This window comes from Desulfocicer niacini, from assembly GCF_054657595.1.
Genome location: NZ_BAAHYK010000013.1, coordinates 13,724 through 38,431, shown reverse-complemented (window position 1 = coordinate 38,431; position 24,708 = coordinate 13,724). Strand labels below are relative to the sequence as shown.

Below are 24,708 nucleotides of genomic sequence, written 5' to 3'. Positions count from 1 at the left end.
CTCTACCCCACCGCTTTGGGCACTATGTAAAAATCATCTTCCCGCTCCGGGGCATTGGCAAGGGTAATGTCGGGGCCCGGCGGGGTATGGGGAATATCCTCCCGGAATACATTGTGATCCATGGATGCCCCAGACATGAGTTCCGCCCCGGACACATCGGCATCTTTGAGTTTATCTATATACTGCAGTATCCGGCTCACCTGATCGGCAAATTTATCCACAAGGGTATCATCCACCTCCAGTCGTGACAGGTGTGCGATATATTCAATATCTTTTCTGGTGATCTTCATTCTTATTCCTTTTGTATAATTATGCCATAAACGCCCCGGGATTCCAGGACCTTTAGGGCTTTTTCCGCAGAAACACTGTCCGGGTATGTCCCCACCCTCACCCGGTGCCATACATTGCCGTCCACAAGCGCAATGGAACGATGGGGGCTAAAACCCTTTACCTTGAGGGTTTCCATACGCTTTATGGCATCCAGAAGCTGCCTGAAGGAAGAGATCTGAATGGTGTAGGCACCCTCCAGTGGGCGGGAAACGACTTTGCTTTCAGACCGTTCTTGTAACTGAACCGGAGTTGTCCCGCTTCCGGGGGATATCCCCTGGCCCTCTAATCCTTGGTCTAGCTCAGTTTCAGTGGATTCCACGGCCCGGGTCCTAGCTTTCAAGGCTTTTTTCATGGGCACCGGCTCCTGTGATCCCCCAAGATCCGGAACATCTCTGCCTGAAACACCAGCATCTTTTTTTTCCCAGGGCTGCTGAGACAGAGAAAAATCCGTTGAAACTTTTTTTTTCAATTCATTATAAAATGCCAACTCTGTCTTTTCTGGGGGATTTTCCCTTTTTTCCCTGTTGGCCAGTTCTGCCAATTTTTTCTGGAGTGGGCGGGTATCAAAATGAACAGGAACGGTTTCCCGCCCCACCATCACACCGGTGAAGAACATGATGCCACAAAGGCAAAACAGCCCCATCGACACCATGACAGCCCGGACGAACATATACCCTACATCCTTTCCGGTGCAGACACGCCAAGTAAGGCCAGGGCATTCCGAATCACCTTTTTAACCGCCCCCACAAGGCATAGTCTGGCAAGGGTGGTGCTGCTGTCATCGGTGATCACCTTGTGGCGGTTATAATATCCATGGAAGGTGGATGCAAGGGTCATGAGATAGGTGAAAACCACATGGGGATGCAAAGTTGCTGCACTTTTTTCCACGGCTTCTGGGAATGCGGCCAGGGCCTTAATCAATTTAATTTCCTCGACTTCGGTGAGACAGGAAATATCAATGGTCTGCCAGGGCATTTCATCGGTTTTCAGGATCCCCTGCTCCACGGCCTTTAACATGATACCGGCAATGCGGGCATGGACATACTGCACATAATACACGGGATTTTCGCTGGTCTGCTGTTTAGCAAGCTCAAGGTCAAAATCAAGACCGGAATCATAACTGCGGCTCAAGAAAAGAAAACGGGCCGCATCCCTGCCCACCTCATCCACAATATCCTTTAAGGTGACAAACTCCCCGGCCCGGGTGGACATGGCCACCGGAACGCCTCCCCTTAAAAGAGACACCAACTGAACCAGAATCACATCAAAGCGATCACTGGACAACCCAGAAGCGTCAATGGAGGCGTTGATGCGGTTGATGTATCCATGATGATCTGCTCCCCACACATCAATGACCCGGTCAAAGCCCCTTTCAAATTTTTCCATGTGATAGGCAATATCCGAGGCAAAATAGGTGGTGATACCGTTTTGTCTCACCACCACCCGATCTTTTTCATCCCCGAAGGCTTCGGTGTTAAACCACTGGGCACCGTCCTTTTCATAGATAACCTTCTTTTCCCGGAAGGTTTCTATGGCTTTTTGTACCCGACCTGAATCATAGAGGCTCTGCTCGCTGAACCATTGATCATAACAAACACCAAATGTGGCCAGATCGTCCTTTATACCTGCTAAAATCTTATCGGCAGCGTATCTGGCGCAGATTTCAACCCCTTCTTTTTCTTCCTTTTCAGCGATATCTTTCCCCATGAGGGTGATAATTTCAGCTGCAATCTCCCGGATGTACTCCCCCTGGTAGCAATCCTCGGGGAAGGAAATCTTTCGGCCCATGGCCTCACACAACCGAAGCCAGACCGAAAGCCCCAGTGTTCGGATCTGTCTGCCGGAATCGTTGATGTAGTATTCCTTCTGCACCTCATACCCGGCAAAGGAAAGAATATTACCCACCGCATCCCCCACAGCCGCTCCCCGGCCATGGCCCACATGTAGCGGTCCTGTGGGATTGGCACTGACAAATTCCACCTGAACTTTTTTGCCCTTCCCCACTTCAACGGCACCAAATGCATGGTCTTTTTCGTACACCGTTGCAATAAGGGGATGCCAGGCAGCAGGAGTTACAAAGAAATTGATGAATCCGGGACCGGCAATTTCACATTTATCAATAATGCCCCGGGTGTCGTCCAGATGGGACACCAGGGCTTCGGCAATTTTCCGGGGGGCCATTTTCTGCACCGAGGCTGAAACCATGGCAACATTGGAGGAAAAATCACCATGATTGTCATGGCGGGGCACCTCAATTTCCATGTCCGGCAGGACATCAGAGTTCAAGAGACCGGCTTCAAAAGCCCGTCGGGCTGCACCCACAAGAATATCTTTTATTGTTTTCTTCATTGTCTAATCAATTCTCATGCTCAGAGTTATTGTCCAATTGAAATTTGGGCGTATCGTCATCTCCGTCGATCTCTTTAATGTCGTCTTCAGTGAGGTCTTCCGTTTCATCCTTGAGCAGGCTTTCAAGCTCATCCACGTCGGCATCATCCACCTCATCCACCTCTTCGTTCTCCTTGGGAAAGGCTTCAATGTCCTCATATTCTATGACAAGCTTGTCTCCATGCCCCTCCGTTAAAAAGGCTTTCAGGGTTTCAAATATCTTTACGCTGAGATCAAAGGGAGGAAAAAGATTTTTCCGGCGCAGGATTTCAATAAAAAGATCCTGCCCCCCTTCCAGGGCATTTTTTATATCCTCATAGGGGTAGCGCTCTTCATGGACACTTATAAAGGCACCGGGATCCGCCTCACCCGCCTCCTGGAGCGTAATGTTCTCTTTTTTTTCATCAATGATGAAGGTAAATTTTTGTTTCATTTTTTTCTCCCTGGTTATGAACTCGGATTTTTTGAGTTCCCTTGAATATTAACGAATCTGTAAACATTAAACCGCCGATCCCCGACCTTATCTACCTTATCAGAAACGAATTAAAACAAACGACTTGCGTACAATTTATACTGGGAGCAAGGTCATCTTAAAAAAATGGGATCAGGTTCAATGGATATAATCAAGAACAAAATTCTAATCACTTACAACAAACCTTCTAATATAGCGGAACTTCATCCCCTGTCAACCATTCAATGCCCTTTTCAGGAAAGTAAACGGGAAAGCAAAAAAAATAATTTGGGTGTTGACCTGCTCAAAACAACATGATATACACCTTCAGATCTGTTGGGAGGAGTGGCCGAGCGGCTGAAGGCGGCGGTCTTGAAAACCGTTAAGTGTCAAAGCTTCGTGGGTTCGAATCCTACCTCCTCCGCCATCAGAAACAAGATTCTATTTTATTTCTGAACAGAATCATTAAAGATGTGGAGAAATGGCCGAGTGGCTGAAGGCGCTCGCCTGCTAAGCGAGTATGGGGATAAAACTCCATCGAGAGTTCGAATCTCTCTTTCTCCGCCATTTACAAGCGATTCAAGGGTTGATGCCATTCATGGTGTCAACCCTTTTTTCGTTTGGTAGGGTCAAATAAAATTTCAGCTCATTCATACCACAGACAAAAAAATCCAGCTCATCCAAATAAAATTCTTGAATCAGCTGGATTTATTTATACCTGTTAACAAAGCTTCACCCGGATCACCATAAATCAGATATCTGGGCAAGACCCACATATCCATACCGCATACGGCCGTTCCCCAGGAACAAGCTTATTTACGTATTGCCCAAACCACAGGAATTCGCTAAGGTATCCGCATGGAACAAAGAAAAACGACCACGGGAAAGGAGATGCCAATATGGAGCACACACAACCTATCAACAGAGAAGTTGACAGTCGGGTGGTCCGTTTAAAATTAACAGACGGCACCCACGTCAAAGGCCACGTGAATCTCAATCGAACCCCGGGCTATGAACGGGTAAGCGACCTTGTCACAGAAAACCCGGAACGGTTTCTTGTACTGTTTTCCGTCTCCGTTAAAAAAGAGGCCAGTGACACCCCGGTATTTCACCAGACCCTGTTCATAAACCGAGACCACATCCTCTGGGCAGCACCGGATGAAGATCAATAAATAAACATTGGGCTTGACGACAGCCCGACCTCATTGGCCCTCAACTATGACGGGTGAGCCACGCTGTTACCAAGCCCGGATTTTCTTATAAACCAACATGACCACCAGCCACAACGAAAATTGAGACCCTCATAATTACAGCCTATTGAACGGAGTTTCATATATAATGGGGAGGCATGCAACACCCTCCCCATTATAAAATCAGCGTGTCAATCGAACAGCGATGAAACTGACATTTCCCCGTCTGAAAAGCAGCTGAAACAATTCGCCTTTATCCACTGTTTCCATGGCTTTCAGGTATTGCTTTTGTGTTTCAATGGGCCGATGGTTGACCTCTTTTAAAAGGTCTCCTTCCCGGATGCCGGCCTGATCCGCTTTGCTGCCGGGCTCAATTTCCACCACCACAATCCCCTTTGTTCCCGAAGCATACCCATAGGGCCGTGCCGCCTCGTCCGTTGTGGAAGCAAATCTCATTCCCAGCTCATCAAATCCATTGCTGGCACCAACTGTCAAGCGATCATCATCACTTCTCTTATCAAGGGTCACCGTTGACTGCCTGGTCTGTCCCTCCCGGATATAGGTCACCACCACCTTTTCCCCAACGCCGAATCCGGCAATGGCACTGGACAGATCGTGACTGGATTTAATCTGGGTATCATTGACCTTTACAATAATATCCCCGGGTTTAATGCCGCCCTTCTGGGCCGGATTATCATCATATACCTGGGCCACCAGGGCTCCCCCTGTAACCTTGATACCATAATACTGGGCAAGCTCCGGCGTCACATCTTGTATGGCCACCCCCAGCCAACCACGGGTAACAGACCCGGAGTCCTGCAGCTGTTTTACGATGCCCCGGGCAAGATCAGATGGAATGGCAAACCCGATACCCTGGCCGGATTTGATAATGGCGGTGTTGATACCAATGACTTCGCCATCCATGTTGAGCAGAGGCCCCCCACTGTTCCCCGGATTAATGGACGCATCGGTCTGGATGAAATCATCATAGGGACCAGAACCCAATATGCGGCCCTTGGCACTTACTATACCTGCCGTCACCGTCTGTTCAAGCCCAAAGGGGCTGCCGATGGCCACCACCCAGGTACCTACCTTAAGATCATCGGAATTGCCAAGCTTCAGGGGCACAAGCCCCTTGGCATCTATTTTAATGAGGGCCAGATCCGTCTTAGGATCCCCCCCCACCACCGTGGCAGCATATTCCTTGTCATTGTACATTTTGACCTGGATTTCATCGGCCCCATCAATGACATGGTAATTGGTCACAATATAACCCTTCCGGTCAATGATAAAACCGGAACCCAGGCTGTTCTCCTTGTAATCCCGGGAAGGCCCCCGACGGTTGAAAGGATTGGTGAACTGCCGGAAAAAATCCCGATCATCAAAAGGCTGACCAAAAAAATGGTTAAATACCCGTCCACCGCCCTGTATGGTCTTAACGGTGCGGATATTCACCACCGCGGGTCTTGCATCCTCGGCCAGCTGACTGAAGTCTGCGGGCACCATATTCACCCTTGCAAAGGAAATCACCGGCACCATCAGGGTAAGCACCAGGGCAATAACCATCATCTGTTTTTTGAGATTTTTCATAACACCCTCCGAATTCAAGTAATAACAAAGCCATTTCCATGGCATGGGAATTATTCCGTTTCCAATGCCCCAGGAACTATCAGGGGTGGAAAAATAGAATCAATTCCGTTTTCCTTTAATGGCATTAATATAATGCACAAAGATGATGGTTAAATGACTTAAACATTACCATTTGGTAATAAATGCAAAAAACCCGACACTGCCCATGAAATCGGCCAACCGTCATAACAGGCAGGGCAATGGAGTCAATTACCCCCCCCGTCCATCCTGGGACAAGGGCAACACAAGGGTAAACGTGCTGCCCTGACCCGGAACGCTTGTCACAAGAACATCCCCCCCATGCCCCCGGGCCAAAGCCCGGACCAGGCTCAATCCAAGACCTGTACCCCCGCAGCTCCGGGACGGATCAGCCCGGAAGAAACGATCAAATACACGGTCCAGATCTTCAGGAGCAATACCAATACCGGTATCCTCCACGGTGACCTCAACCTGCTGTCCCTTTCCGGGATTCACCGACACCGTCACCCTGCCCCCGGAGGGTGTATATTTGATGGCATTGTCCAGCAGATTGGCCAGACAGCGCTGCATCATCCCCCGGTCGGCCCATACTGTCATTTTTTCCCCCAGAACCTTGTCCAACACAAGGCCGCCATCTTCTGCCAGCGGAGAAAACAGCTGACATGCCTCTGTCACCAGCTCACCAAGATCCACCGCCGCCATATGGAACCGCCCTTCCCCGCTGTCGGTCCTGGCAATTACCAGCATGGTATTGACCATGGACAGCAGTCGATCGGCCTCTTCAATGGTTGATCCTGCCATGGCCTGATATTCATCAAGGCTTGTGCCATGCACCAGGGTCACCTCGGCAAGCCCCCGAATCCGGGTCACCGGCCCTTTAAGATCATGGGCAATGTTATCCCCCATTTCTCGAATGCTTTTCACAAGGCTTTCAATGCGGTCCAGCATGCCGTTAAAGGTTGTGGCCAGCTGATCCAATTCCGTCTGATGCCCAGTCACCGGCACCCGCTCAGACAACCTGGACCCGGAAATCACCGCTGCCGTCCGGGTAACCGTCGCCACCCCTGCCAATGCCTTTCGGGCCATGAACCAGCCAGGAACGGCAGAAAATAGAATCACCAGAACCATGGCGCCAATGAAGACACCGCCAAAGGCATTGAAAAAGCCAGAATAGGCGTCCATGGAAAGACCGGTCTGCAGCACCACCCCGTTGCCCACCATGTGATACAGCACCCGAATACCCTGCCCCTGCCCCTTCACATGAACGGTGTCATACACATCCGCCGTTGTGCTCACCAGTCGTTCCAGGGTCAATTTTGAAATTGGAATCCGTTCCCAATAGGCCATATAAGAAGATGCAAACACCTCTCCATCGGGATACAGCAGTCGGAAAAAAACCTTTTTTTCTCCGGCGGCCCGGGCCTCCAGGGCAGCAAGCCTTTTAATGCCGGGCATCCCCTGCACCGAAAGAATGGTGGAAAACCGTGCGGCAATACCACCCAGTTCATCATCCATGTGCGTCACAATGGTCCGGGACACCAGGAAATAAAACAGCATGAATGCCACACACGAAGAAACAACAAAAATCCCGGCATACCAGATGGTCAGCCGGAAAGCCAGGGTATGAAATACTCTTGGAACCCGCATTATTTTTCCTTCTTTCACTGGATGATCAAGTTTCAGGTTTAATATCTATTTTGTCGGACAGAACCATAACATCGCCACGGAACGCATTTCCATTTTTCCGGTTTGGTCACAAAACGGTTTATTTATCATAGTTGGTGGAGAGGCAATGGAGACAGGGCTTGGCATCCAGGGCACAAATCAACCCCGGCGCAAAACATAACCCACCCCCCGAACGGTGTGGATCAACTTCACCCCATAGGCTTTGTCCACCTTTTCCCGGAGGCGACAAACTCTGGCTTCCACCACATTGGTCATGGGATCAAAATTATAATTCCACACATGCTCAATGATCATGGTTTTAGATACCACCCGCTCTTTATTTCTCAAAAGATATTCCAGCAGGGAAAATTCCAGGGGCTGAAGATCAATAATATCCGCTCCTCTTTTCACCTCCCTGGAAATCAAATTAAGGCTCAAATCTTCATAGGAGAGCAGGGTGGGCTCCACATTTCCCCCGGCCCGGCGCAAAAGCGCCTGGATTCTTGCCAGAAGCTCCGTAAAGGCAAAGGGCTTGGTAAGATAATCATCGGCCCCGGCCTCCAAACCCCGGACCCGGTCATCCACTTTGTCCCTGGCACTTAAAATAATCACCGGGGTGTTTAGTTTTTCATGTCTTAATTTACCAATCAATGTGATGCCATCCAGTTCCGGCAGCATCACATCCACCACCAGTACATCATAGTCACCGGAACGTGCCATGGTTAAGCCGTCAAATCCATCCACGGCACGGTCGGTCACATACCCGGCGGAATCCAGCCCTCTGGTGATAAACTCGGCAATCTTGTTATCATCTTCTACTAAAAGAATTCGCATTTCACCCCCTTTTAAAGCTCTCCGAAAACCCATCAAAAAAAAACGGAAACATCAAATTCAAAGTGGCTGTTCTGAACATCGTCATCCCTGAACTTGAAATCCAAAGCACTTTACACATCCGTTGATCTATAATATAACCCACATAACAACAAACCGCTGCAACAACTAAAATTTTAAAAAAACGGCCATGCGACCCAACAGATACAACACTGTGACCTTCAGGAATAAACAACCATAATGACAAAAGCTTACTACTGGTGGCCCCTGCAGACGGCCCTTTCCCTTATCTGTATTTTTTTCACCCTGTTCGGCATTAATATCCTTGTGGCCGCCTATAAACTCAAAGACCCCATATCCTTTGTCATGACTTTTTTTTCAGCATCCTTTATCATTCTCATTGGTCTTGCTCTTTTTGTCGGCATTGTGGCCCGCATGATCAAAAGATATCAGGGGCACACACACCCGGCTTCCACAAAAAAAACACCATAACCAGGTACCCATGACCCTTCTTTTAAGCTATAGATCGCTCCATAAAACCTATGGAGATACCCCCATATTTGATGACCTTTCCTTCAATCTCAAGGCCGGAGAAAAACGAGGCCTTATCGGCGGTAACGGCAGTGGAAAATCAACCCTGCTCAAACTCATCGCAGGCGAAGATGTGCCGGACCGGGGAGAAAAATACATAAAACCGCTCACCCGCATAACATACCTTCCCCAGGAAGATATCCTGGATGGAGATAAAACCATTGAGCAGACGCTCTTTGATGCATTGAACCAGGAACCTGTGGATGATCCAGAACGATACCGACGGGTGAAACGTGCCACAGGCCTGGGGGAGTTTCCCGATGAGAATCAGAAATGCCGAAACCTGTCCGGCGGATGGAGAAAACGCCTGGCCATCACCCGAGCACTTATTCTGGAGCCGGATCTGCTGCTTCTGGATGAACCCACCAACCATCTGGACATAAAAAGCATTCTCTGGCTTGAAGATATCTTGAAAAAGCCATCCTTTGCCTTTGTGGTGGTGAGCCATGACCGGTGTTTCCTTGAAAATGTATGTTCAGACATCATGGAACTTGGCCGCTGTTATCCCGATGGCCACCTGTCGGTTTCCGGGGGATATCTGACATTCCGGGAGCAGCGGGGAAATTTCCTGGAGGCCCAAAGCCGTCAGGAAACCATTTTGTCCAACAAAATGCGCAGGGAAACCGAATGGCTCAGCCGGGGGGCCAAGGCCAGATCCACCAAGGCCCGGTACCGCATTGATCAGGCAGAAGTCCTCAGAGCCGAACTTGCCATGGTCAAACGTATGAATCTGCGCACCCGGCGACTGGACATTGATTTTGATACCACCCAGCGAAAAACCCGTCAACTGCTGACCTGCCGAGACATGGGAAAATCCATACAGGGTCGCACCCTGTTCCAGGATATCTCCCTGAAATTGACCCCGGGAACCCGACTGGGCCTCATGGGAAACAACGGCAGCGGCAAGACCACATTCATGAATATCCTTGAAAATAAAACCGCCCCGGACACCGGTACCCTGCAAAGGGTGGACAACTTAAAAGTGGCTGTTTTTGACCAGACAAGATCCCACCTGGACCCGGAAACCACCCTGAAAGAGGCCCTGTCACCGGCGGGAGATGCGGTGATGTTTCAAAACAGAAGCATTCATATTGTCTCCTGGGCCAAACGATTTCTCTTCACTCCCGATCAGCTGACCCTTCCAGTCAAACGGCTTTCCGGCGGTGAAAAAGCCCGTATCCTCATTGCCAATCTCATGGTGCAGCCAGCGGACATTCTTTTGCTCGATGAGCCCACCAATGATCTTGACATCCCTGCTCTTGAAGTACTTGAAGAGAGCCTCATGGACTTTCCCGGGGCTGTGGTCATCGTTTCCCATGACCGTTTTCTCCTGGACCGGGTCACCGACACCATTCTCTTCCTTGACGGAAAAGGAGGGGCCAACCTGTTTGCCGATTACAATCAGTGCCTTAAACAGCAGATAAAACCACCAGCTGCCCCGCCGGAAAAACACCCCCCCCGTTCCCGCAAAACCCCGGACGCCTCCCCTAAAAAGGCCCCCGGTTTTTCTTACAAACACCAGTATGAGCTGGACCACATGGAGGAAGAAATTCTCATGGCCGAGGCAAAGGTGGCAAAAATCCAGAAAACTGCCGAGGCCCCTGAAACAATGAAAGACCCCGAAGCACTGGCAACGGCCTACACCCACCTTCAAAAAGCCCAGGAAAAGGTGGAGTCCCTCTACGCCAGATGGGAGACCCTGGAAGACCTAAAATCCCAGTCATAGCCTCCCCACTTTTTCATTTACGGTATTAAGGGCAACTGGCCGCCCATTTTATCCAGGCCCGTTGATGAAAAAAGCCTGACACCACTTCGACCACTCTGCGGAAGGAACCGACAAAAAAACAATCTTGACCTGTAAACAATTGGATGATATAATTATTGTTTGTATTTAAACATGAACTTCACTGAAGTCCTTGTTTGACCTCTGGTCCTAAAATACAAACAACTGATGTCCATCAGAGGGCACACCAAGATCTGACACGGAAACCGGGTGGTCCGGTTTCACTCGATTTATCCTTGCTCCGTACAAAAAAACGGGGCTGTAATCCGCAAGGAGAGCGTACATGAGAAGGTATGAAACCATCTTTATTGCAGATCCTGATCTCCAGGAAGATGCAAGAAAAAATCTGTTCGACAAATTCACAAACCTGCTGGCACAGGAAAACGGTATCCTCGTTGACTTTGATGACTGGGGAAACAGGAAGCTTGCATATGAAATAAAGAAAAAAGCAAGGGGGCATTATGTGTGCATGACCTATGGCGGCAACGGTGCACTGGTCACCGAACTTGAGCGTAACTTCCGCCTGGATGACAAAATCATGAAATTCATGACGGTGCTCCTGGAAAAAAATGTAAATCCCAGCGATCTGGAACAGGAAATTGCCGCAGCGGCGGAATCCGAAGAAGAAGCAAAACCCGCAACGGAAAATACCGAAAAAGCCACCGAAGACGTAGAGGCTGACACCACGGAAGACACTGAAACCGCCGACGACGCACAGGAGGAAAATTAATCATGGCTTTCCAGAAAAAAAACACCAAAAAAAGATTTTTCCAGCGCCGTAAAGTGTGCAGATTCTGCGCGGACAGCACCCTTGAAATTGATTATAAAGATGCCAAGGCCTTGCGACCTTTTATCACCGAACGGGGAAAAATCATTCCCCGACGTATCACCGGCACCTGTGCCAAGCATCAGAGAAAATTATCGGCAGCCATCAAACAGGCCAGAACCATCGCCTTTCTGCCCTATGTAGGTAAACTCAGTTAGTCTGCCAAAGCGAATATACATGGATCAGTTACCCCACCCCAATGCTTGGACCGGCCCATTGAGAGATATTCTCACTGGTGTATCCGCATGTCTGGTGATCGTATCGATCACCATTTATGTACCTCTGCTGGGATTTTTAATGGCCATGCTCCTGCCCATGCCGGTTCTGTTCTATCGGCTTAAGCTGGGCAGGACATCCGGTGCGATCATTGCCACGCTGGTACTTGGAGTCATTGCAACGGCTTCAGGGGAACTATCCATTGACACACTGTTTTACGGTGCTCTTTTGCTCACCGGTTTCATGATGGGTGAATGCATGGAAAGAAACTTTTCCGTTGCCCGAACAGGGCTTTACACGGGGCTTACGATCCTTGCAGGTTGCATGTTCCTGATTCTTGCCCACAGTTTATTCACAGGAAAAGCACTTCTTCCCATGGTGTCAACCTATGTGGGAGCCAACCTTGACTTGACCATGCAGCTGTACAGCAATATGGGAATTCCCCAGGAAAACATGGACATGCTTGCCGATTCCATGGACACCATTAAATATGTTCTGGTACGGATTCTTCCATCCCTGATCATCTCAATGCTTCTGGTTGTCATCTGGAGCAATATTCTTTTCATCAGGAAAATCCTTGCTGGCAAAGGGGTTCACCTTGCCCATCTTACCAACCTTAATCGGTGGAAGGCACCGGAACACCTGGTGTGGCTGGTCATCGCCTTTGGCATCTGCCTGCTGTTTCCGGCCAGGCCATTAAAGATTATCAGTTTGAATTTCCTGATTGTATTGATGCCTATTTATTTTTTCCAGGGCATTGCCATTGTCTCTTTCTTTTTTGAAAAAAAAAAATTTCCACGGATGCTCAAGATCTTCATTTACAGCATCATTGCCCTTCAGCAGATCTTTCTACTGGTGGTGGTGGGACTTGGTTTTTTTGACACATGGGTTAATTTCAGGAAAATAGACATCACCGAAACCACCGTAAAATAGTCTGGGACAACTGATATAAAAGAGGACAATCAGCCTGAAACACAATTGCCGACGCGTTAACTTCCGGCATGGTTTTTTGTCCATCCCCCTAAAAAAACAACACGGTCTGACAACAGACTGAACCTTTATCGGAGGTTAAAATGAAAGTTATACTCAAAGAAACTATAGACACACTGGGCATTGTGGGTTCCGAATGCACAGTTGCTCCGGGATATGCCAGAAATTATCTCTTTCCCCAGGGCAAGGCCATTGCTGCAACCCCCCAGAACCGCAAGGTGATTGAGCAGGCCCGGGCCAAATTTGATCTTCAGATTGCCAAAGAGAAAAAACTGGCCCAGGAAATGGCAGAAAAAGTCAAGGACATCGTATGCATCATCAAAGCCAAGGTGTTTGAAGAGATTCGACTTTACGGTTCTGTCACCTCCCATGACATCAAGGCTGCCCTGGATGCCCAGGACGTTATCATTGAACGTCGCTCCATCCTCCTTGTGGAACCCATCAAAGAAACAGGCGAGTACAAGGTGCCTGTAAGGCTTTACAAAGATGTTGAACCGGAAATCACCGTAAAGGTAATGCCGGAAGACAAAACAGAATAAGGGTAAATATTCGATCAGCACCCCATATTTGTCCATTTTGATCTGCTCACATGCCATCAGTGCATTATGTTATACAGGTTCAAACAAACAAATATGGGGAACTGCCAAGACCCTTCTCCCCCCTTTTTATGCCAACGGGAGAGATGTTTTAATTTATTTTAGAATCACCCCAGCAAGGCATTGATGTTGAAAAACTATCGTACAAAAGTGCTGAAAGATTTACCTGAGCCGTTTTCACTCATCATATAACCCCCGAAGATCCCAATGCCATGGTAAATCCCAGACAAAAAAATATTGATCCCCTGCTAAACAAAACCCCTCCCCATGACCTGGAAGCGGAAGAATCCCTTCTCAGTGCCGTACTCATAGACAACGACACCCTGCTTGACGTGGTGGATATCCTTAAGCCCGAGGATTTCTATAAGAAAGCCCATGAAAAAATTTTCCATGCCATCATTGAGCTGTTTAACCGGGATGAACCTGCGGATCTTGTCACAGTGGCCACCCGGCTCAAAGAAAAAGATGAGCTGGAAGATATCGGCGGTGCAAGCTTTCTTGCCGCCATTGCCGATGCGGCCCCCATGGCGGTCAACGCCCTTCATTATGCCCGGATCATCCAGGGCAAAGCGTCCCTTCGCACCCTGATAAAAAGCGCCACGGCCATTGTGGAACGCTGCATGAAAGATCGGGGGGATGTGGTTGATATCATTGATTTTGCAGAAAACGCCATATTTAATATTTCAGAATCCAAGTCCAGCAAGAATTTTGCAAGCCTTGGGGATTTGATCAATCTCAACATTGATATGCTGGAAGAACGCCAGGGTTCCAGTGGCGGTCTTTCCGGTCTGAGCACTGGATATCCCCGCCTGGACCAGCTGACATCGGGTCTGCAAAAATCAGATCTCATTATCCTGGCGGCCCGGCCCAGTATGGGAAAAACCGCCTTTGCCCTGAACCTGGCCCGTAATGTGGCAATAGAAGAACGGGTACCTGTGGCGGTGTTCTCCCTGGAAATGTCCAGAGAACAGCTGTCCATGCGCCTGCTCACCTCCGAGGCCCGCATTGATTCCAACCGGTTAAAAACCGGATTCATTAGCCAGGAAGACTGGCAAAATGCCACGGATGCCGCAGGAATACTCAACGAAGTGCCCATATTCATTGATGACACCCCCAACATCACCGCCATGGAAATCCGGGCCAAGACCCGCCGTCTAAAAATGGATAAGGGACTGGGACTTATCATCATTGATTATCTCCAGCTGATGAAGGCCCCTTTTCATTCCGACCGCCGGGATCTGGAAATTGCCGAAATTTCCCGGGCACTAAAAGCCCTGGCCAAGGAACTTGAAATTCCGGTCATCGCCCTTTCCCAGCTCAACCGCATGCTGGAACAACGGGCGGAAAAGCGCCCCTTGATGTCCGACCTTCGTGAATCCGGCGCCCTGGAACAGGATGCAGATATCATTGCCTTTATATACAGAGATGAGGTATACAACAAAGAAGAAAGCAATCCCAACAAAGGCAAGGCCGAAATCATCATTGCAAAAAACAGAAACGGTGCCATCGGTACTGCCCACATGGCCTTTGTCGGTGCATACACCCGGTTTGAAGAGCTGGCAACAGGCTCATACCAAAACTACGAATAGCCATAATGACAGAAGGGCCGATTCCAACAAAGATCCATTAAAAACCCAGTTAGCCGTTAAGAACCACCCAAAAACTTGTACCAAGCACCCAAATCCTAACCCCCGATTTTTAACGAACCAAAGAGCCACATGAAAAAAATCATCGGCAATATCTCAGGCCTCAAGGCCACCCAGATAAGGCAGCTGGAAAATCTATACCTCCACCGCACCGAACCTGAATATCTCATCTCTAAAGAGCAGATCCGGGAACTTACAGCCATCTCCCACGACATTGGAAGGCAGGTGGGAATTCTCATTGACCGGTCCGGAAAAACCATCCATGTCATTGCCGGGGATGCCCATGGCATTGTCATCCCGGACACCCCGGATTACCGTGCCCTGCCCGGCCAGCTCAAGGGCATTCGGTGTATACATACCCATTTAAAGGATGATCCCCTTTCCCGGGATGATCTCACCGATCTTGCACTGCTGCGCCTGGACTTCATGGCCGCCGTCACCGTCACCCCCACGGGGGAGCCCGGAAAAATTTACCCCGGGCACATTCTTCCCCGGGAGGAAGGGCTGCCCTATGAGGTAACGCCTCCCATATTTTCAGATGCTCTTGCCATGGACTGTACGGCAGTCATCAAGGCCCTGGAATCGGAATTAAGTCGCCTTAATGCCCTTTACACTGCAGAAAAAGGCATGGAAAAGGCCCTGCTCATCCATGTCACCACGGACAATCCCAAAGAGGCAAAGGCATCCCTTGAGGAACTCAAGGAGCTTTGTCGATCCAGCGGGGTCCAGGTCATTGACACCGCCATCCAGAGACGCAAAAAAATTGATCCCAAGTTTGTGGTGGGCAAAGGAAAACTTGCCGAACTCACCATACAGGCCATACAGAAGCACGCCACCATGATTGTGTTTGACCGGGAACTGGGTCCCTCCCAGATCCGATCCATCACTGATTTTGTGGAAATGAAGGTACTGGACCGCACCCAGATTATCCTGGATATTTTTGCCAATCATGCCAGGAGCCGGGAGGGTAAACTCCAGGTGGAACTGGCTCAGATGCAGTATATGCTGCCCCGCCTAGTCACCAAAAACACAGCCATGTCCCGACTTACCGGAGGCATCGGTGGCAGAGGCCCCGGTGAAACAAAACTTGAAATTAACCGAAGACGGGTCCGGGAACGCATCGCAAAGCTCAATAAGGATCTTGCAAAAATAAGAAAACAGCGATCCCAGCAGCGGGCCCGGCGCAACCGCAAAGGGGTGCCGGTGATCTCCATTGTGGGGTACACCAATGCGGGAAAATCCACTCTGTTAAACAGCCTGACCCAAAGCAGCATCACAGCTGAAAACAAGCTCTTTGCCACACTGGATCCATCCAGCCGCCGGTTGCGGTTCCCCAAAGACATTGAGGTTATCATCACTGACACCGTGGGATTTATCCAGGATCTTCCGGATGAATTAATGGACGCCTTCCACGCCACCCTGGAGGAGCTTGAAGAGGCGGATCTTCTGCTCCATGTGGTTGATATCAGCAACCCGAGATATCAACAGCAGATTCAATCCGTTGAGCAGATTTTAAAAAAGCTCTCCCTGGATCACCTGCCGGTTCTGTTTGTATTTAATAAACAGGACCTCATGGACATCAGCGGGTTTGACAACCCCTGGCTGCTCAACCAGGGCATACGGATTTCCGCCACCCGACGGGAAACCCTTAAACCCCTTGTAAGCCGCCTGGAATCCATGATATACGAATTGATCACAGAAAAACCCTATCATACCCGGGAAACACAGGAATAAATATGAAATTTGAACGTATTGTTGAGGATCTTGCACATGACACGACCTTGGAGGACTCACAGGATAACCTGGATTGTTTTGGAGAATTCTGCAAAACAGATGAAGTTTGCACCCGTTATTGCTCCGCCTCCATCCAATGTGCTTTGGAGCACACCCACAACCCCGGTATTGACATATTTGAAGAGCTGCTGATACTCAATTATTTTCCGGTACGAATGCAATAATCGGGCATCTGTCACCGCTGCTGTTAAAAGCAGCGGATGCTTTGATCTCCTCCCCGATTACAAAAATCAGGGTTAGATCACAACATGGGTCACCCATCACAATTGCTGGAGTAACGGGTTCAGATAAGTGCCGGTAAACTAAGCCCGACTTCCCCCTCCCGGATTGGACGATCCCCAAAATCCAGGACCTGACTTGCAAGGGGACAGGACCCGGATTAAAAAATCTTCCCCGGATTCAGTATGTTTTCAGGATCAAACAGCTGCTTGATCTGCTTCATCAACGAAATTTCCACCGGACCTATTTCCTTTGCAAGATATTTCTTTTTTGTAATCCCCACCCCATGCTCGCCTGTGATGGTTCCCCCCAGTTTCAAGGTCTGATCGAACAGGGCATCCACGGCCTTTTGTGCCCTTTGACACTGCCCCGCATCCCTTTTATCATACATGATATTACAATGAATATTACCGTCTCCGGCATGCCCGAAACTGACAATGGTCAAGCCTGATTGTATTTGAAGCTGTTCAATGTACCCCACCATGTCAGGAATGCGGCTGATGGGCACCACAATGTCTTCATTTATCTTATGGGGTGCCAGTTTATAAAGCAGTGGAGAAAGGGTTTTTCTGGCCTTCCAGATCTCTGCCGCCTCTCCGGGACCCCGGGCCGTAACCACCTTGATGGCTTTCATGACGGCACACAGAGATTTGAGTTCATGGGCAGCGGCCTTGACCATGTCCTTTTTACCGTCCACCTCAAGAATCAGAAGCGCTCTGGTTCCGGGCACAATAACGTCCGGCCCCAGGACATCCTGTACCAGTCTCAGAGATGATTGATCCAAAAATTCGACACAGCGGGGCACAATGCCCTGGCGGATAATGGCAGATACTGCGCAGGCGGCCTGGTGCATATCTGCAAAACAGGCGGACAGAGTTTCAATTTTTTCAGGAAGAGGAATCAGACGCAGGATCATCCGGGTCACCACGGCAAGGGTGCCTTCGGAGCCCACAATAAGCCGTGTGAGATCATACCCTGCAACCCCCTTGGCAGTCCTAACCCCTGTGTGAATAATCTCCCCCGTGGGCAACACCGCCTCCAGGCCCAACACATAATCCCGGGTCACTCCGTATTTAACGGCCCGGGGACCACCGGCGCACTCTGAAATATTTCCCCCCAGGGTGCAAAAAGCCGAACTTGCCGGATCGGGAGGATAAAAAAGCCCTTTTTTTTCAACGGCTTTATGGAAATCTCCGGTGATCACCCCCGGTTCTACGCTGGCTGTGAAATTATTTTGATCAATGTCATGGATACGATTCATGCGCCCCATGGCAAGTACCACCCCACCTTCAAGGGGAAGGCTTCCACCTGTCATGCCCGAACCATTGCCCCGGGGAATAACGGAAAAATGACGTTCCGAAGCCAGTTTAAGCACCTGGGAAACCTGATCGCTGCTTGACGGAAACACCACGACATCGGGCAAAAAAGAGCATCCGGTGGCATCGTAGGAATGGCAGAAAAGCTCTTCATTGCCCCTTTCCAGGCCGTCAAGGCCCACAATTCTTTCCAATGCATCCACATCGGCTGCCCGCATTCCCATCTTATTCCCCTGGTTCTTAATCATACCCCCCGACCATCATGCCTTGACGGTTTCAATTTTTTTATACAGGTAATTCATCTGTTCCGCATAGCTGCCTTGTTTTTTCATGGCTTTTTCCACGGCATTGATGGAGTAAATGGCGGTTGCATGGTAGCGGTTAAAGCTTCTGCCAATTTTCTTCAGGGGCTGATCTGTGTATTTCCGGGCCAGATAAATGGCGATCTGCCGGGGCTGAACAAAAATTTTCTTTCTGGAGGCAGAAACAAGATCCGATTCGGCAATTTTAAATTCCCTGCACACCAGATCTTTGATGGCATCAACGGTGATCTGCTGTTTACTGCGTGAAATATTGGAAAGCACACTTCTGGCAAGATTTATATCAATTTTTTCTCCCATCAGTGATGCCTTGGCAGTAACCCCGGAAAGACCGCTTTCCAGCTGTCGAACATTGTCACACAATTCCTGGGCAAGGTAATCCAGCACTTCTCCGGGCATGGGTGTGTTTCCCATGGCCGCCTTTTTTCTCAAAATTTTCACCCGGGTCTTGAAATCCGGTGCATCAATCCGGGTGACCAGTCCAAGACTGAGACGGGACTTTAACTGCTCATTCATTTTGGGAATTTCCCCGGGGAGATAGCATCCACTGAAAATAAGTTTTTTCTCCGCATCCAGAAGATAATCCAATGTCATGGCAAGCTCATTCTGGATTGCGCTTTTTCCGGACAGAAAATGGACATCTTCAAGGATGAGTACATCACAGCGAGTTCTGTACTTTTCTTTGAAACTGTTGATTCGGTTATTTTTCAGGGATGAAACCATCTCATTGGTAAAATCCTCCGCAGTCACATAAAAAACCTTATTTGTCACCCCTTGATGGATGGCGTGGTGTCCCACCGCCTGGGACAGATGGCTTTTGCCAAGCCCGGTGTCAGACACAAGATAAAGTGCCCCATTTCCATTGGCACCGCCCTGGGCAAGGGAAAGGGATGCAGAATAGGCAAAATCATTGTTGCTTCCCACCACAAACTTATCAAATGTATAGGTTTTTTTTAACAGTCGCCCAGAATCAAAGGGATTACCCAGCCCGGGCAGGGTGAGCTGCCGGGGAAGTCGAGGCGGTGGCGCCACAGGTGGCACGGAAACATCCAGTGCCTGAATCCGGGAAGATTTTTGTTTGCCGGCCCTGTCTGGAAGGCGTTTTGCGGCTTTTGGATCATGGACCTGGAGTTCCAGGCAGGCATCCTTCACCCCGAGAGATTGGAACTCTTTTTCAATACCGGCAAGGTAATGATCCTTCACCCTTCGCTGGGAAAAGGGATTGGGACATGACAGAATGATGATATTTTCCCGGGCAGAAACAAACTCCATGGGTCCCACCCACATTCTGTAACTGTGGTCCGGCAGCAACCCCTTCATCTTCAACTTAACTTTTTTCCAAAAAGACTCCATAGAACTCCAATGACCGTCCCGGGCAATTTATATTTAAAATCTGTGAGGTTATGATTAATGTATGGTGGGCAGGAACCTTAAGTTTTCCTGTATTGTTCAGAAAACCCGGATCTGTCAAGCATGATCATAATGGGAACCACTTCCAAATATAGACATCTCAACGGCATATTTTTTGCCAATTAAATCAATTCTGGCAGGTTAGAACACCCTTCCATTTTTTCGGATAATGATTGTTTTCTTTTTATTCCATTGTCAATTTGCAGTCAAATTCAATGATCCTGTATTCAATCCAGATAGGCATTTAAAAAAAACAAAACAATAAGCACTTGTTTTAAAAGAAAATCAACCCGTGAAACATCCAATTTACAGATTTTAAGCCCAATGGCATAAGGGACTATTATTTCATGGAATTTTCTAACATTCTCCATCTTAATTTCACCTATGAGTTTTTCCTTTTCTCTTCAAATCTACCGATATCTATTAATTTCTTTGATTTTCATCAAACTCACAAAAATCTAATAATCACGCCGTGGTTCCGGTGGTTTCACACGAGTGATAGCAAAAACCCATCTAAAAAACTTGACCATCCAGTGACGGGTGAGTACTATATTTAAACATCTGATCATAACAGGTACCATGCCAAAGTGCTGGTGCCAGACATAAAAATGGAAGCTTGTCAATCATGAACAAACAACATCCTGTCATCGGTGTCACCATGGGAGATCCCGTTGGTATCGGCCCTGAAATCATTGCCAGTGCCCTTGAAAATTTTAATTTTTCACAGATATGCCTTCCCGTGGTTCTCGGGGATACGGGCATGATGACCAGAGCCATTGAGCTCACCGGCACCAACCTTGAAATCCGAGAGATTAAAAGGCCAGATCAGGCCCTTGATACCCCTGGGATCATCAACCTTATCTGCCGCTCTCATCTTTCAGTAAAAGACCTGACTCCGGGACACCCCACTACCGCCACGGGAAGGGCCATGATAGACTACATTGACACCGCAGTTGAAATGGCAACCCTTGGCAGCATTGATGCCATGGCGACATGCCCCATAACCAAGACGGCCATGAAACTTGCAGGCTCTGCCTTCCATGGACACACGGAACTCATCGCCCATGCCACACACACCGAAAACTATGCCATGATGCTGGCAGGGGATACACTAAAGGTGGTGCTTGTCACCATCCATGAACCCCTGTCCCGGGTGAGTCAACTATTAAATATTGATAATATTCTCAAAACCATCCGCATCACAGCCCATGCTTTGGAACACCGGTTCGGTATCAACCATCCTGCCGTGGCCGTGGCCGGTCTCAATCCCCATGCCGGAGAAGATTCTTTATTTGGCCCGGAAGAGCGGGATCTCATAACCCCGGCGGTGGCCCAGGCACGGGATGAAGGCATAAATGCCACCGGCCCCCATCCCCCGGACACTCTTTTTTTTCATGCCTCCAAGGGCAAATATGACGGTGTGGTGTGCATGTACCACGACCAGGGCCTGATTCCTTTTAAAATGATTCATTTCCATGACGGCGTAAACACAACCCTCGGCCTGCCCATCATCCGCACCTCCGTGGACCACGGCACCGCCTATGACATTGCCTGGCAGGGTAAAGCCAACCATGAAAGCCTGGTCCAGGCCATTAAAATGGCTGCACTCCAGGCAAAAATGTGCCGCCCCACATGATCTTTCAAACCCGGACCCCATCAATCATGAATTCTGACTACATTATTATCAAAGGTGCAAGGGAACACAATCTAAAAAATATCAGTCTTTCAATCCCCAAAAACAGGCTTGTCACCATCACCGGGCTGTCCGGCTCCGGCAAATCCACCCTAGCCTTTGACACCCTCTATGCCGAAGGACAACGACGATACGTGGAATCACTTTCAACCTATGCCAGACAGTTTCTGGGACAGATGGAAAAACCCGATGTAGATTTAATAGAGGGCCTTTCACCTGCCATCTCCATAGAACAGAAAAGTGCCGGGCACAACCCCCGATCCACCGTGGGGACGGTGACGGAAATATATGATTATTTAAGACTTCTCTATGCCCGGGTGGGCAAACCTCACTGCCATCAGTGCGGCCAACCCATCACTTCCATGACCATAGACCAGATGGTTGATCAGGTGCTTGAACTGCCTTCTGACACCCGCATCCTTATTATGGCCCCGGTGATTGTCAACCAGAAGGGAAGCCACGTAAAAACCATTGAAAAGTTAAAAAAAGAAGGTTTTGCCAGAGTAAGAATCAATGATGAAATGTATGTTGTGGAAGAGGTCCCGGAGCTTAAGAAAACCATCAAACACACCATTGATGTGGTGGTGGATCGTCTGGTCATAAAATCCGGCATGGCAAAGCGCCTCACAGACTCCCTGGAAACTGCCCTTATTTTCGGCAACGGCATTGTAAAGCTCTTGGATCTTACCCGGAACAGGGAAAGCCTGTTCAGTGAAAATGCATCCTGCATCGTCTGCGGCATCAGTTATGGCGAGTTCACCCCGGCCACCTTTTCCTTTAATTCCCCCCAGGGGGCCTGCCCCCACTGTGATGGCCTCGGGGCGGTGACACAGTTTGATCCGGACCTCATTGTGCCAAACAAAGCCCTGTCCCTGAGAGAGGGCACCGTGGCCCCCTGGAATGGCCGGGATTCGGTTCAGTTTGCCGAATTTCTTGATGCCCTGACTAGTTTTTACGGCGAGGATATTTATACCCCTTTTTCCAAACTGTCTGCAAAGTTTAAGAAAGTTCTTCTCCACGGGTCCGGGCGCACTGAAATTCCTTTTTATTTTGAAAAACAGGGCCGTCGGGTGATTTACCAAAAAAAATTTGAAGGCATCATTCCCAACCTGAAACGTCGGTACCATGACACCGATTCCCACGGAGCCAGAGAAGAAATCAAGGCCTACATGAACTTCACCACCTGCACCCACTGCCAGGGCAGCAGACTCAACGATGCCTCCGGGGCGGTGCGGATAACGGACAAGCGCATCTCCGACATCACCGCCCTGTCCGTGGAAAAGGCCCTTGTTTTCTTCAAGGAATTAACCCTTCCGGGCAAGGATCAAATCATCTCCCGGCACATCATCCGGGAGATAAGCCAGCGACTGTCGTTTTTAAAGAACGTGGGGCTCAACTACCTCACCCTGGACCGCTCGGCAACCACCCTGTCCGGCGGGGAAAGTCAACGCATTCGCCTGGCAACCCAGATCGGCTCCAAACTCACCGGGGTATTGTATGTGCTGGATGAACCCAGCATCGGGCTCCATCAGCGGGACAATAAAAGGCTTCTGGACACCCTCTTAAATCTTCGGGATCTTGGAAACAGCGTACTGGTGGTGGAACATGATGAAGAAACCATGCTCACCTCGGACCACATCATTGACATGGGGCCCGGGGCGGGTATCAACGGTGGGAATGTGGTGTTTTCAGGAACCCCCCAGGAGCTTTTGAAAACCCCTGATTCCCTCACCGGTGCCTACTTGTCCGGTGCCAGACGTATTAAAATTCCCACGGAAAGACGACGGGGCAACGGGCATGAACTTGTCATCCGGGGTGCTGCTGCCAACAACCTGAAATCAATTGATGTACACTTTCCCCTGGGGTGCTTCACCTGTGTCACCGGGGTATCAGGCTCCGGCAAATCCACCCTGGTTCTAACCACCCTGTTTCGACTGCTGTCCAACCGGTTATATCAATCACGCATGCCTGCCGGCATCCACACCGGGGTGGAGGGTCTTAACCACCTGGACAAGGTCATTCACATTGACCAGTCCCCCATCGGACGAACCCCCCGGAGCAATCCCGGCACCTACACCGGCATTTTCACCCACATCCGGGAACTCTTTGCCAAAACCCCGGATGCCAGGGCCATGGGCTACAAGCCGGGTCGGTTCAGCTTTAATGTCAAGGGGGGGCGGTGCGAGGCCTGCACAGGGGATGGTATCATCAAAATTGAGATGCACTTCCTGCCCGATGTGTACGTGTCCTGTGATGTATGCAAGGGACAGCGCTACAACAGAGAAACCCTGGAAATAAAATACCGGGGAAAAAACATAGCCCAGGTCATGGACATGACCGTCAATCAGTCCCTTAAATTCTTTGACAAGATCGCCGCCATCAGAACCAAGCTGCAGACCCTGGCGGATGTGGGGCTTGGATACATTAAAATCGGACAGGCAGCCACCACTCTGTCCGGTGGAGAGGCCCAGCGCATCAAACTGGCAAGGGAGTTAAGCAAAAAAAACACCGGGCGAACCATTTATATCCTGGATGAACCCACCACCGGCCTTCACACCGATGACATCAACCGCCTGCTGTCGGTGTTGAGTAAACTTGTGGATTATGGCAACACCGTGGTGGTCATTGAACATAACCTGGATGTCATTAAATATGCCGACCATATCATTGATCTGGGACCCGAAGGCGGTGATGGCGGCGGCACCATTGTGGCCTGCGGCACCCCCGAAGCCGTGGCAAAGGTAGCTGCTTCCCACACCGGAAAATTTCTGGCAAAAATTTTAAACAACGATCACGGTCATTCAACTTGCTGCAACTCATAATGCCGTTTTCATTATTCGGTATG

General features: G+C 49.4%; 21 protein-coding genes and 2 tRNA genes. 14 read left to right on the top strand and 9 right to left on the bottom strand.

Translation table 11 applies throughout. The annotated features are described in order from the left end of the window. Positions 1–2: 2 nt before the first annotated feature. The 4 genes from gatC to ACYQ2M_RS08710 are packed head-to-tail and all read right to left on the bottom strand — an operon-like array spanning position 3 to position 3,151. Positions 3–290: an Asp-tRNA(Asn)/Glu-tRNA(Gln) amidotransferase subunit GatC gene (gatC, locus tag ACYQ2M_RS08725; RefSeq protein WP_459915948.1), complete on the bottom strand. Its 288-nt coding sequence runs from the start codon at positions 288–290 to the stop codon at positions 3–5. Between the two features lie 2 nt (positions 291–292). Next, entirely contained in the window at positions 293–1,000 is a 708-nt protein-coding gene (locus ACYQ2M_RS08720; protein WP_459915947.1) for an SPOR domain-containing protein, read from the bottom strand. Between the two features lie 5 nt (positions 1,001–1,005). After that, positions 1,006–2,679, bottom strand: coding sequence for an arginine--tRNA ligase (gene argS, locus ACYQ2M_RS08715; RefSeq protein ID WP_459915946.1), 1,674 nt, complete (start codon positions 2,677–2,679; stop codon positions 1,006–1,008). A gap of 7 nt (positions 2,680–2,686) precedes the next feature. Beyond that, positions 2,687–3,151: a hypothetical protein gene (locus ACYQ2M_RS08710; protein WP_459915945.1), complete on the bottom strand. Its 465-nt coding sequence runs from the start codon at positions 3,149–3,151 to the stop codon at positions 2,687–2,689. 357 nt (positions 3,152–3,508) lie between these two features. Here ACYQ2M_RS08710 and ACYQ2M_RS08705 point away from each other — a divergent pair. The 3 genes from ACYQ2M_RS08705 to ACYQ2M_RS08695 all read left to right on the top strand — a co-directional run bounded on the left by ACYQ2M_RS08705 (position 3,509) and on the right by ACYQ2M_RS08695 (position 4,341). Continuing rightward, a tRNA-Ser gene (locus ACYQ2M_RS08705) sits at positions 3,509–3,596 on the top strand. Positions 3,597–3,644: 48 nt separating this feature from the next. After that, positions 3,645–3,736: transfer RNA gene (locus ACYQ2M_RS08700), tRNA-Ser, on the top strand. Positions 3,737–4,068: 332 nt separating this feature from the next. Then, positions 4,069–4,341 carry a DUF6812 domain-containing protein gene (locus tag ACYQ2M_RS08695; RefSeq protein WP_459915944.1) on the top strand — a complete coding sequence of 91 codons (273 nt, stop codon included), beginning with the start codon at positions 4,069–4,071 and terminating at the stop codon, positions 4,339–4,341. Positions 4,342–4,542: 201 nt separating this feature from the next. Here ACYQ2M_RS08695 and ACYQ2M_RS08690 read toward each other — a convergent pair whose 3' ends face one another. The 3 genes from ACYQ2M_RS08690 to ACYQ2M_RS08680 all read right to left on the bottom strand — a co-directional run bounded on the left by ACYQ2M_RS08690 (position 4,543) and on the right by ACYQ2M_RS08680 (position 8,466). Next, complete coding sequence (locus ACYQ2M_RS08690; RefSeq protein ID WP_459915943.1) at positions 4,543–5,949, bottom strand: DegQ family serine endoprotease; 1,407 nt, start codon at positions 5,947–5,949, stop codon at positions 4,543–4,545. A gap of 249 nt (positions 5,950–6,198) precedes the next feature. After that, on the bottom strand, positions 6,199–7,614 hold the full coding sequence (locus ACYQ2M_RS08685) for an ATP-binding protein (RefSeq protein WP_459915942.1): 1,416 nt from the start codon (positions 7,612–7,614) through the stop codon (positions 6,199–6,201). A 177-nt stretch (positions 7,615–7,791) separates the two neighbouring features. Further along, positions 7,792–8,466, bottom strand: coding sequence for a response regulator (locus tag ACYQ2M_RS08680; protein WP_459915941.1), 675 nt, complete (start codon positions 8,464–8,466; stop codon positions 7,792–7,794). A gap of 237 nt (positions 8,467–8,703) precedes the next feature. Here ACYQ2M_RS08680 and ACYQ2M_RS08675 point away from each other — a divergent pair, with 237 nt between their 5' ends. The 9 genes from ACYQ2M_RS08675 to ACYQ2M_RS08635 all read left to right on the top strand — a co-directional run bounded on the left by ACYQ2M_RS08675 (position 8,704) and on the right by ACYQ2M_RS08635 (position 17,069). After that, on the top strand, positions 8,704–8,955 hold the full coding sequence (locus ACYQ2M_RS08675; protein WP_459915940.1) for a hypothetical protein: 252 nt from the start codon (positions 8,704–8,706) through the stop codon (positions 8,953–8,955). Between the two features lie 10 nt (positions 8,956–8,965). After that, complete coding sequence (locus tag ACYQ2M_RS08670; RefSeq protein ID WP_459915939.1) at positions 8,966–10,780, top strand: ABC-F family ATP-binding cassette domain-containing protein; 1,815 nt, start codon at positions 8,966–8,968, stop codon at positions 10,778–10,780. Positions 10,781–11,120: 340 nt separating this feature from the next. After that, a complete protein-coding gene (gene rpsF, locus ACYQ2M_RS08665) occupies positions 11,121–11,567 on the top strand; it encodes a 30S ribosomal protein S6 (RefSeq protein WP_459915938.1) in 447 nt (148 codons plus the stop codon). Positions 11,568–11,569: 2 nt separating this feature from the next. After that, complete coding sequence (gene rpsR / locus ACYQ2M_RS08660; protein ID WP_459915937.1) at positions 11,570–11,821, top strand: 30S ribosomal protein S18; 252 nt, start codon at positions 11,570–11,572, stop codon at positions 11,819–11,821. A 19-nt stretch (positions 11,822–11,840) separates the two neighbouring features. Then, positions 11,841–12,812 (top strand): YybS family protein, encoded by a 972-nt coding sequence (locus ACYQ2M_RS08655; protein ID WP_459915936.1) that lies wholly within the window; start codon positions 11,841–11,843, stop codon positions 12,810–12,812. Between the two features lie 140 nt (positions 12,813–12,952). Further along, positions 12,953–13,408: a 50S ribosomal protein L9 gene (gene rplI / locus ACYQ2M_RS08650; RefSeq protein ID WP_459915935.1), complete on the top strand. Its 456-nt coding sequence runs from the start codon at positions 12,953–12,955 to the stop codon at positions 13,406–13,408. Positions 13,409–13,677: 269 nt separating this feature from the next. Continuing rightward, positions 13,678–15,054, top strand: a complete 1,377-nt coding sequence (gene dnaB, locus ACYQ2M_RS08645) for a replicative DNA helicase (protein WP_459915934.1) — start codon at positions 13,678–13,680, stop codon at positions 15,052–15,054. 129 nt (positions 15,055–15,183) lie between these two features. Next, positions 15,184–16,845, top strand: coding sequence for a GTPase HflX (gene hflX, locus ACYQ2M_RS08640; RefSeq protein WP_459915933.1), 1,662 nt, complete (start codon positions 15,184–15,186; stop codon positions 16,843–16,845). A 2-nt stretch (positions 16,846–16,847) separates the two neighbouring features. After that, a complete protein-coding gene (locus ACYQ2M_RS08635; RefSeq protein WP_459915932.1) occupies positions 16,848–17,069 on the top strand; it encodes a hypothetical protein in 222 nt (73 codons plus the stop codon). A 215-nt stretch (positions 17,070–17,284) separates the two neighbouring features. Here ACYQ2M_RS08635 and ACYQ2M_RS08630 read toward each other — a convergent pair whose 3' ends face one another. Both ACYQ2M_RS08630 and dnaA read right to left on the bottom strand, forming a co-directional pair. Continuing rightward, a complete protein-coding gene (locus ACYQ2M_RS08630; protein ID WP_459915931.1) occupies positions 17,285–18,664 on the bottom strand; it encodes an FAD-binding oxidoreductase in 1,380 nt (459 codons plus the stop codon). A gap of 36 nt (positions 18,665–18,700) precedes the next feature. Further along, the gene (gene dnaA, locus ACYQ2M_RS08625; protein WP_459915930.1) at positions 18,701–20,113 is read right to left on the bottom strand and encodes a chromosomal replication initiator protein DnaA; all 1,413 of its coding nucleotides are present in this window, start codon (positions 20,111–20,113) and stop codon (positions 18,701–18,703) included. Positions 20,114–20,795: 682 nt separating this feature from the next. On the opposite strand from dnaA, the gene pdxA reads away from it, so the two are divergent. Together pdxA and uvrA are read left to right on the top strand one after the other, a co-directional pair. Then, the gene (gene pdxA / locus ACYQ2M_RS08620) at positions 20,796–21,806 is read left to right on the top strand and encodes a 4-hydroxythreonine-4-phosphate dehydrogenase PdxA (RefSeq protein WP_459915929.1); all 1,011 of its coding nucleotides are present in this window, start codon (positions 20,796–20,798) and stop codon (positions 21,804–21,806) included. 26 nt (positions 21,807–21,832) lie between these two features. Beyond that, positions 21,833–24,685 carry an excinuclease ABC subunit UvrA gene (gene uvrA, locus ACYQ2M_RS08615; protein WP_459915928.1) on the top strand — a complete coding sequence of 951 codons (2,853 nt, stop codon included), beginning with the start codon at positions 21,833–21,835 and terminating at the stop codon, positions 24,683–24,685. Positions 24,686–24,708 lie beyond the last annotated feature (23 nt).

Coding starts and splice junctions, on each gene's coding strand:
- gatC (WP_459915948.1), bottom strand. CDS start 290: ATGAAGATCACCAGAAAAGATATTGAATATATCGCACACCTGTCACGA.
- ACYQ2M_RS08720 (WP_459915947.1), bottom strand. CDS start 1,000: ATGTTCGTCCGGGCTGTCATGGTGTCGATGGGGCTGTTTTGCCTTTGT.
- argS (WP_459915946.1), bottom strand. CDS start 2,679: ATGAAGAAAACAATAAAAGATATTCTTGTGGGTGCAGCCCGACGGGCT.
- ACYQ2M_RS08710 (WP_459915945.1), bottom strand. CDS start 3,151: ATGAAACAAAAATTTACCTTCATCATTGATGAAAAAAAAGAGAACATT.
- ACYQ2M_RS08695 (WP_459915944.1), top strand. CDS start 4,069: ATGGAGCACACACAACCTATCAACAGAGAAGTTGACAGTCGGGTGGTC.
- ACYQ2M_RS08690 (WP_459915943.1), bottom strand. CDS start 5,949: ATGAAAAATCTCAAAAAACAGATGATGGTTATTGCCCTGGTGCTTACC.
- ACYQ2M_RS08685 (WP_459915942.1), bottom strand. CDS start 7,614: ATGCGGGTTCCAAGAGTATTTCATACCCTGGCTTTCCGGCTGACCATC.
- ACYQ2M_RS08680 (WP_459915941.1), bottom strand. CDS start 8,466: ATGCGAATTCTTTTAGTAGAAGATGATAACAAGATTGCCGAGTTTATC.
- ACYQ2M_RS08675 (WP_459915940.1), top strand. CDS start 8,704: ATGACAAAAGCTTACTACTGGTGGCCCCTGCAGACGGCCCTTTCCCTT.
- ACYQ2M_RS08670 (WP_459915939.1), top strand. CDS start 8,966: ATGACCCTTCTTTTAAGCTATAGATCGCTCCATAAAACCTATGGAGAT.
- rpsF (WP_459915938.1), top strand. CDS start 11,121: ATGAGAAGGTATGAAACCATCTTTATTGCAGATCCTGATCTCCAGGAA.
- rpsR (WP_459915937.1), top strand. CDS start 11,570: ATGGCTTTCCAGAAAAAAAACACCAAAAAAAGATTTTTCCAGCGCCGT.
- ACYQ2M_RS08655 (WP_459915936.1), top strand. CDS start 11,841: ATGGATCAGTTACCCCACCCCAATGCTTGGACCGGCCCATTGAGAGAT.
- rplI (WP_459915935.1), top strand. CDS start 12,953: ATGAAAGTTATACTCAAAGAAACTATAGACACACTGGGCATTGTGGGT.
- dnaB (WP_459915934.1), top strand. CDS start 13,678: ATGGTAAATCCCAGACAAAAAAATATTGATCCCCTGCTAAACAAAACC.
- hflX (WP_459915933.1), top strand. CDS start 15,184: ATGAAAAAAATCATCGGCAATATCTCAGGCCTCAAGGCCACCCAGATA.
- ACYQ2M_RS08635 (WP_459915932.1), top strand. CDS start 16,848: ATGAAATTTGAACGTATTGTTGAGGATCTTGCACATGACACGACCTTG.
- ACYQ2M_RS08630 (WP_459915931.1), bottom strand. CDS start 18,664: ATGGGAATGCGGGCAGCCGATGTGGATGCATTGGAAAGAATTGTGGGC.
- dnaA (WP_459915930.1), bottom strand. CDS start 20,113: ATGGAGTCTTTTTGGAAAAAAGTTAAGTTGAAGATGAAGGGGTTGCTG.
- pdxA (WP_459915929.1), top strand. CDS start 20,796: ATGAACAAACAACATCCTGTCATCGGTGTCACCATGGGAGATCCCGTT.
- uvrA (WP_459915928.1), top strand. CDS start 21,833: ATGAATTCTGACTACATTATTATCAAAGGTGCAAGGGAACACAATCTA.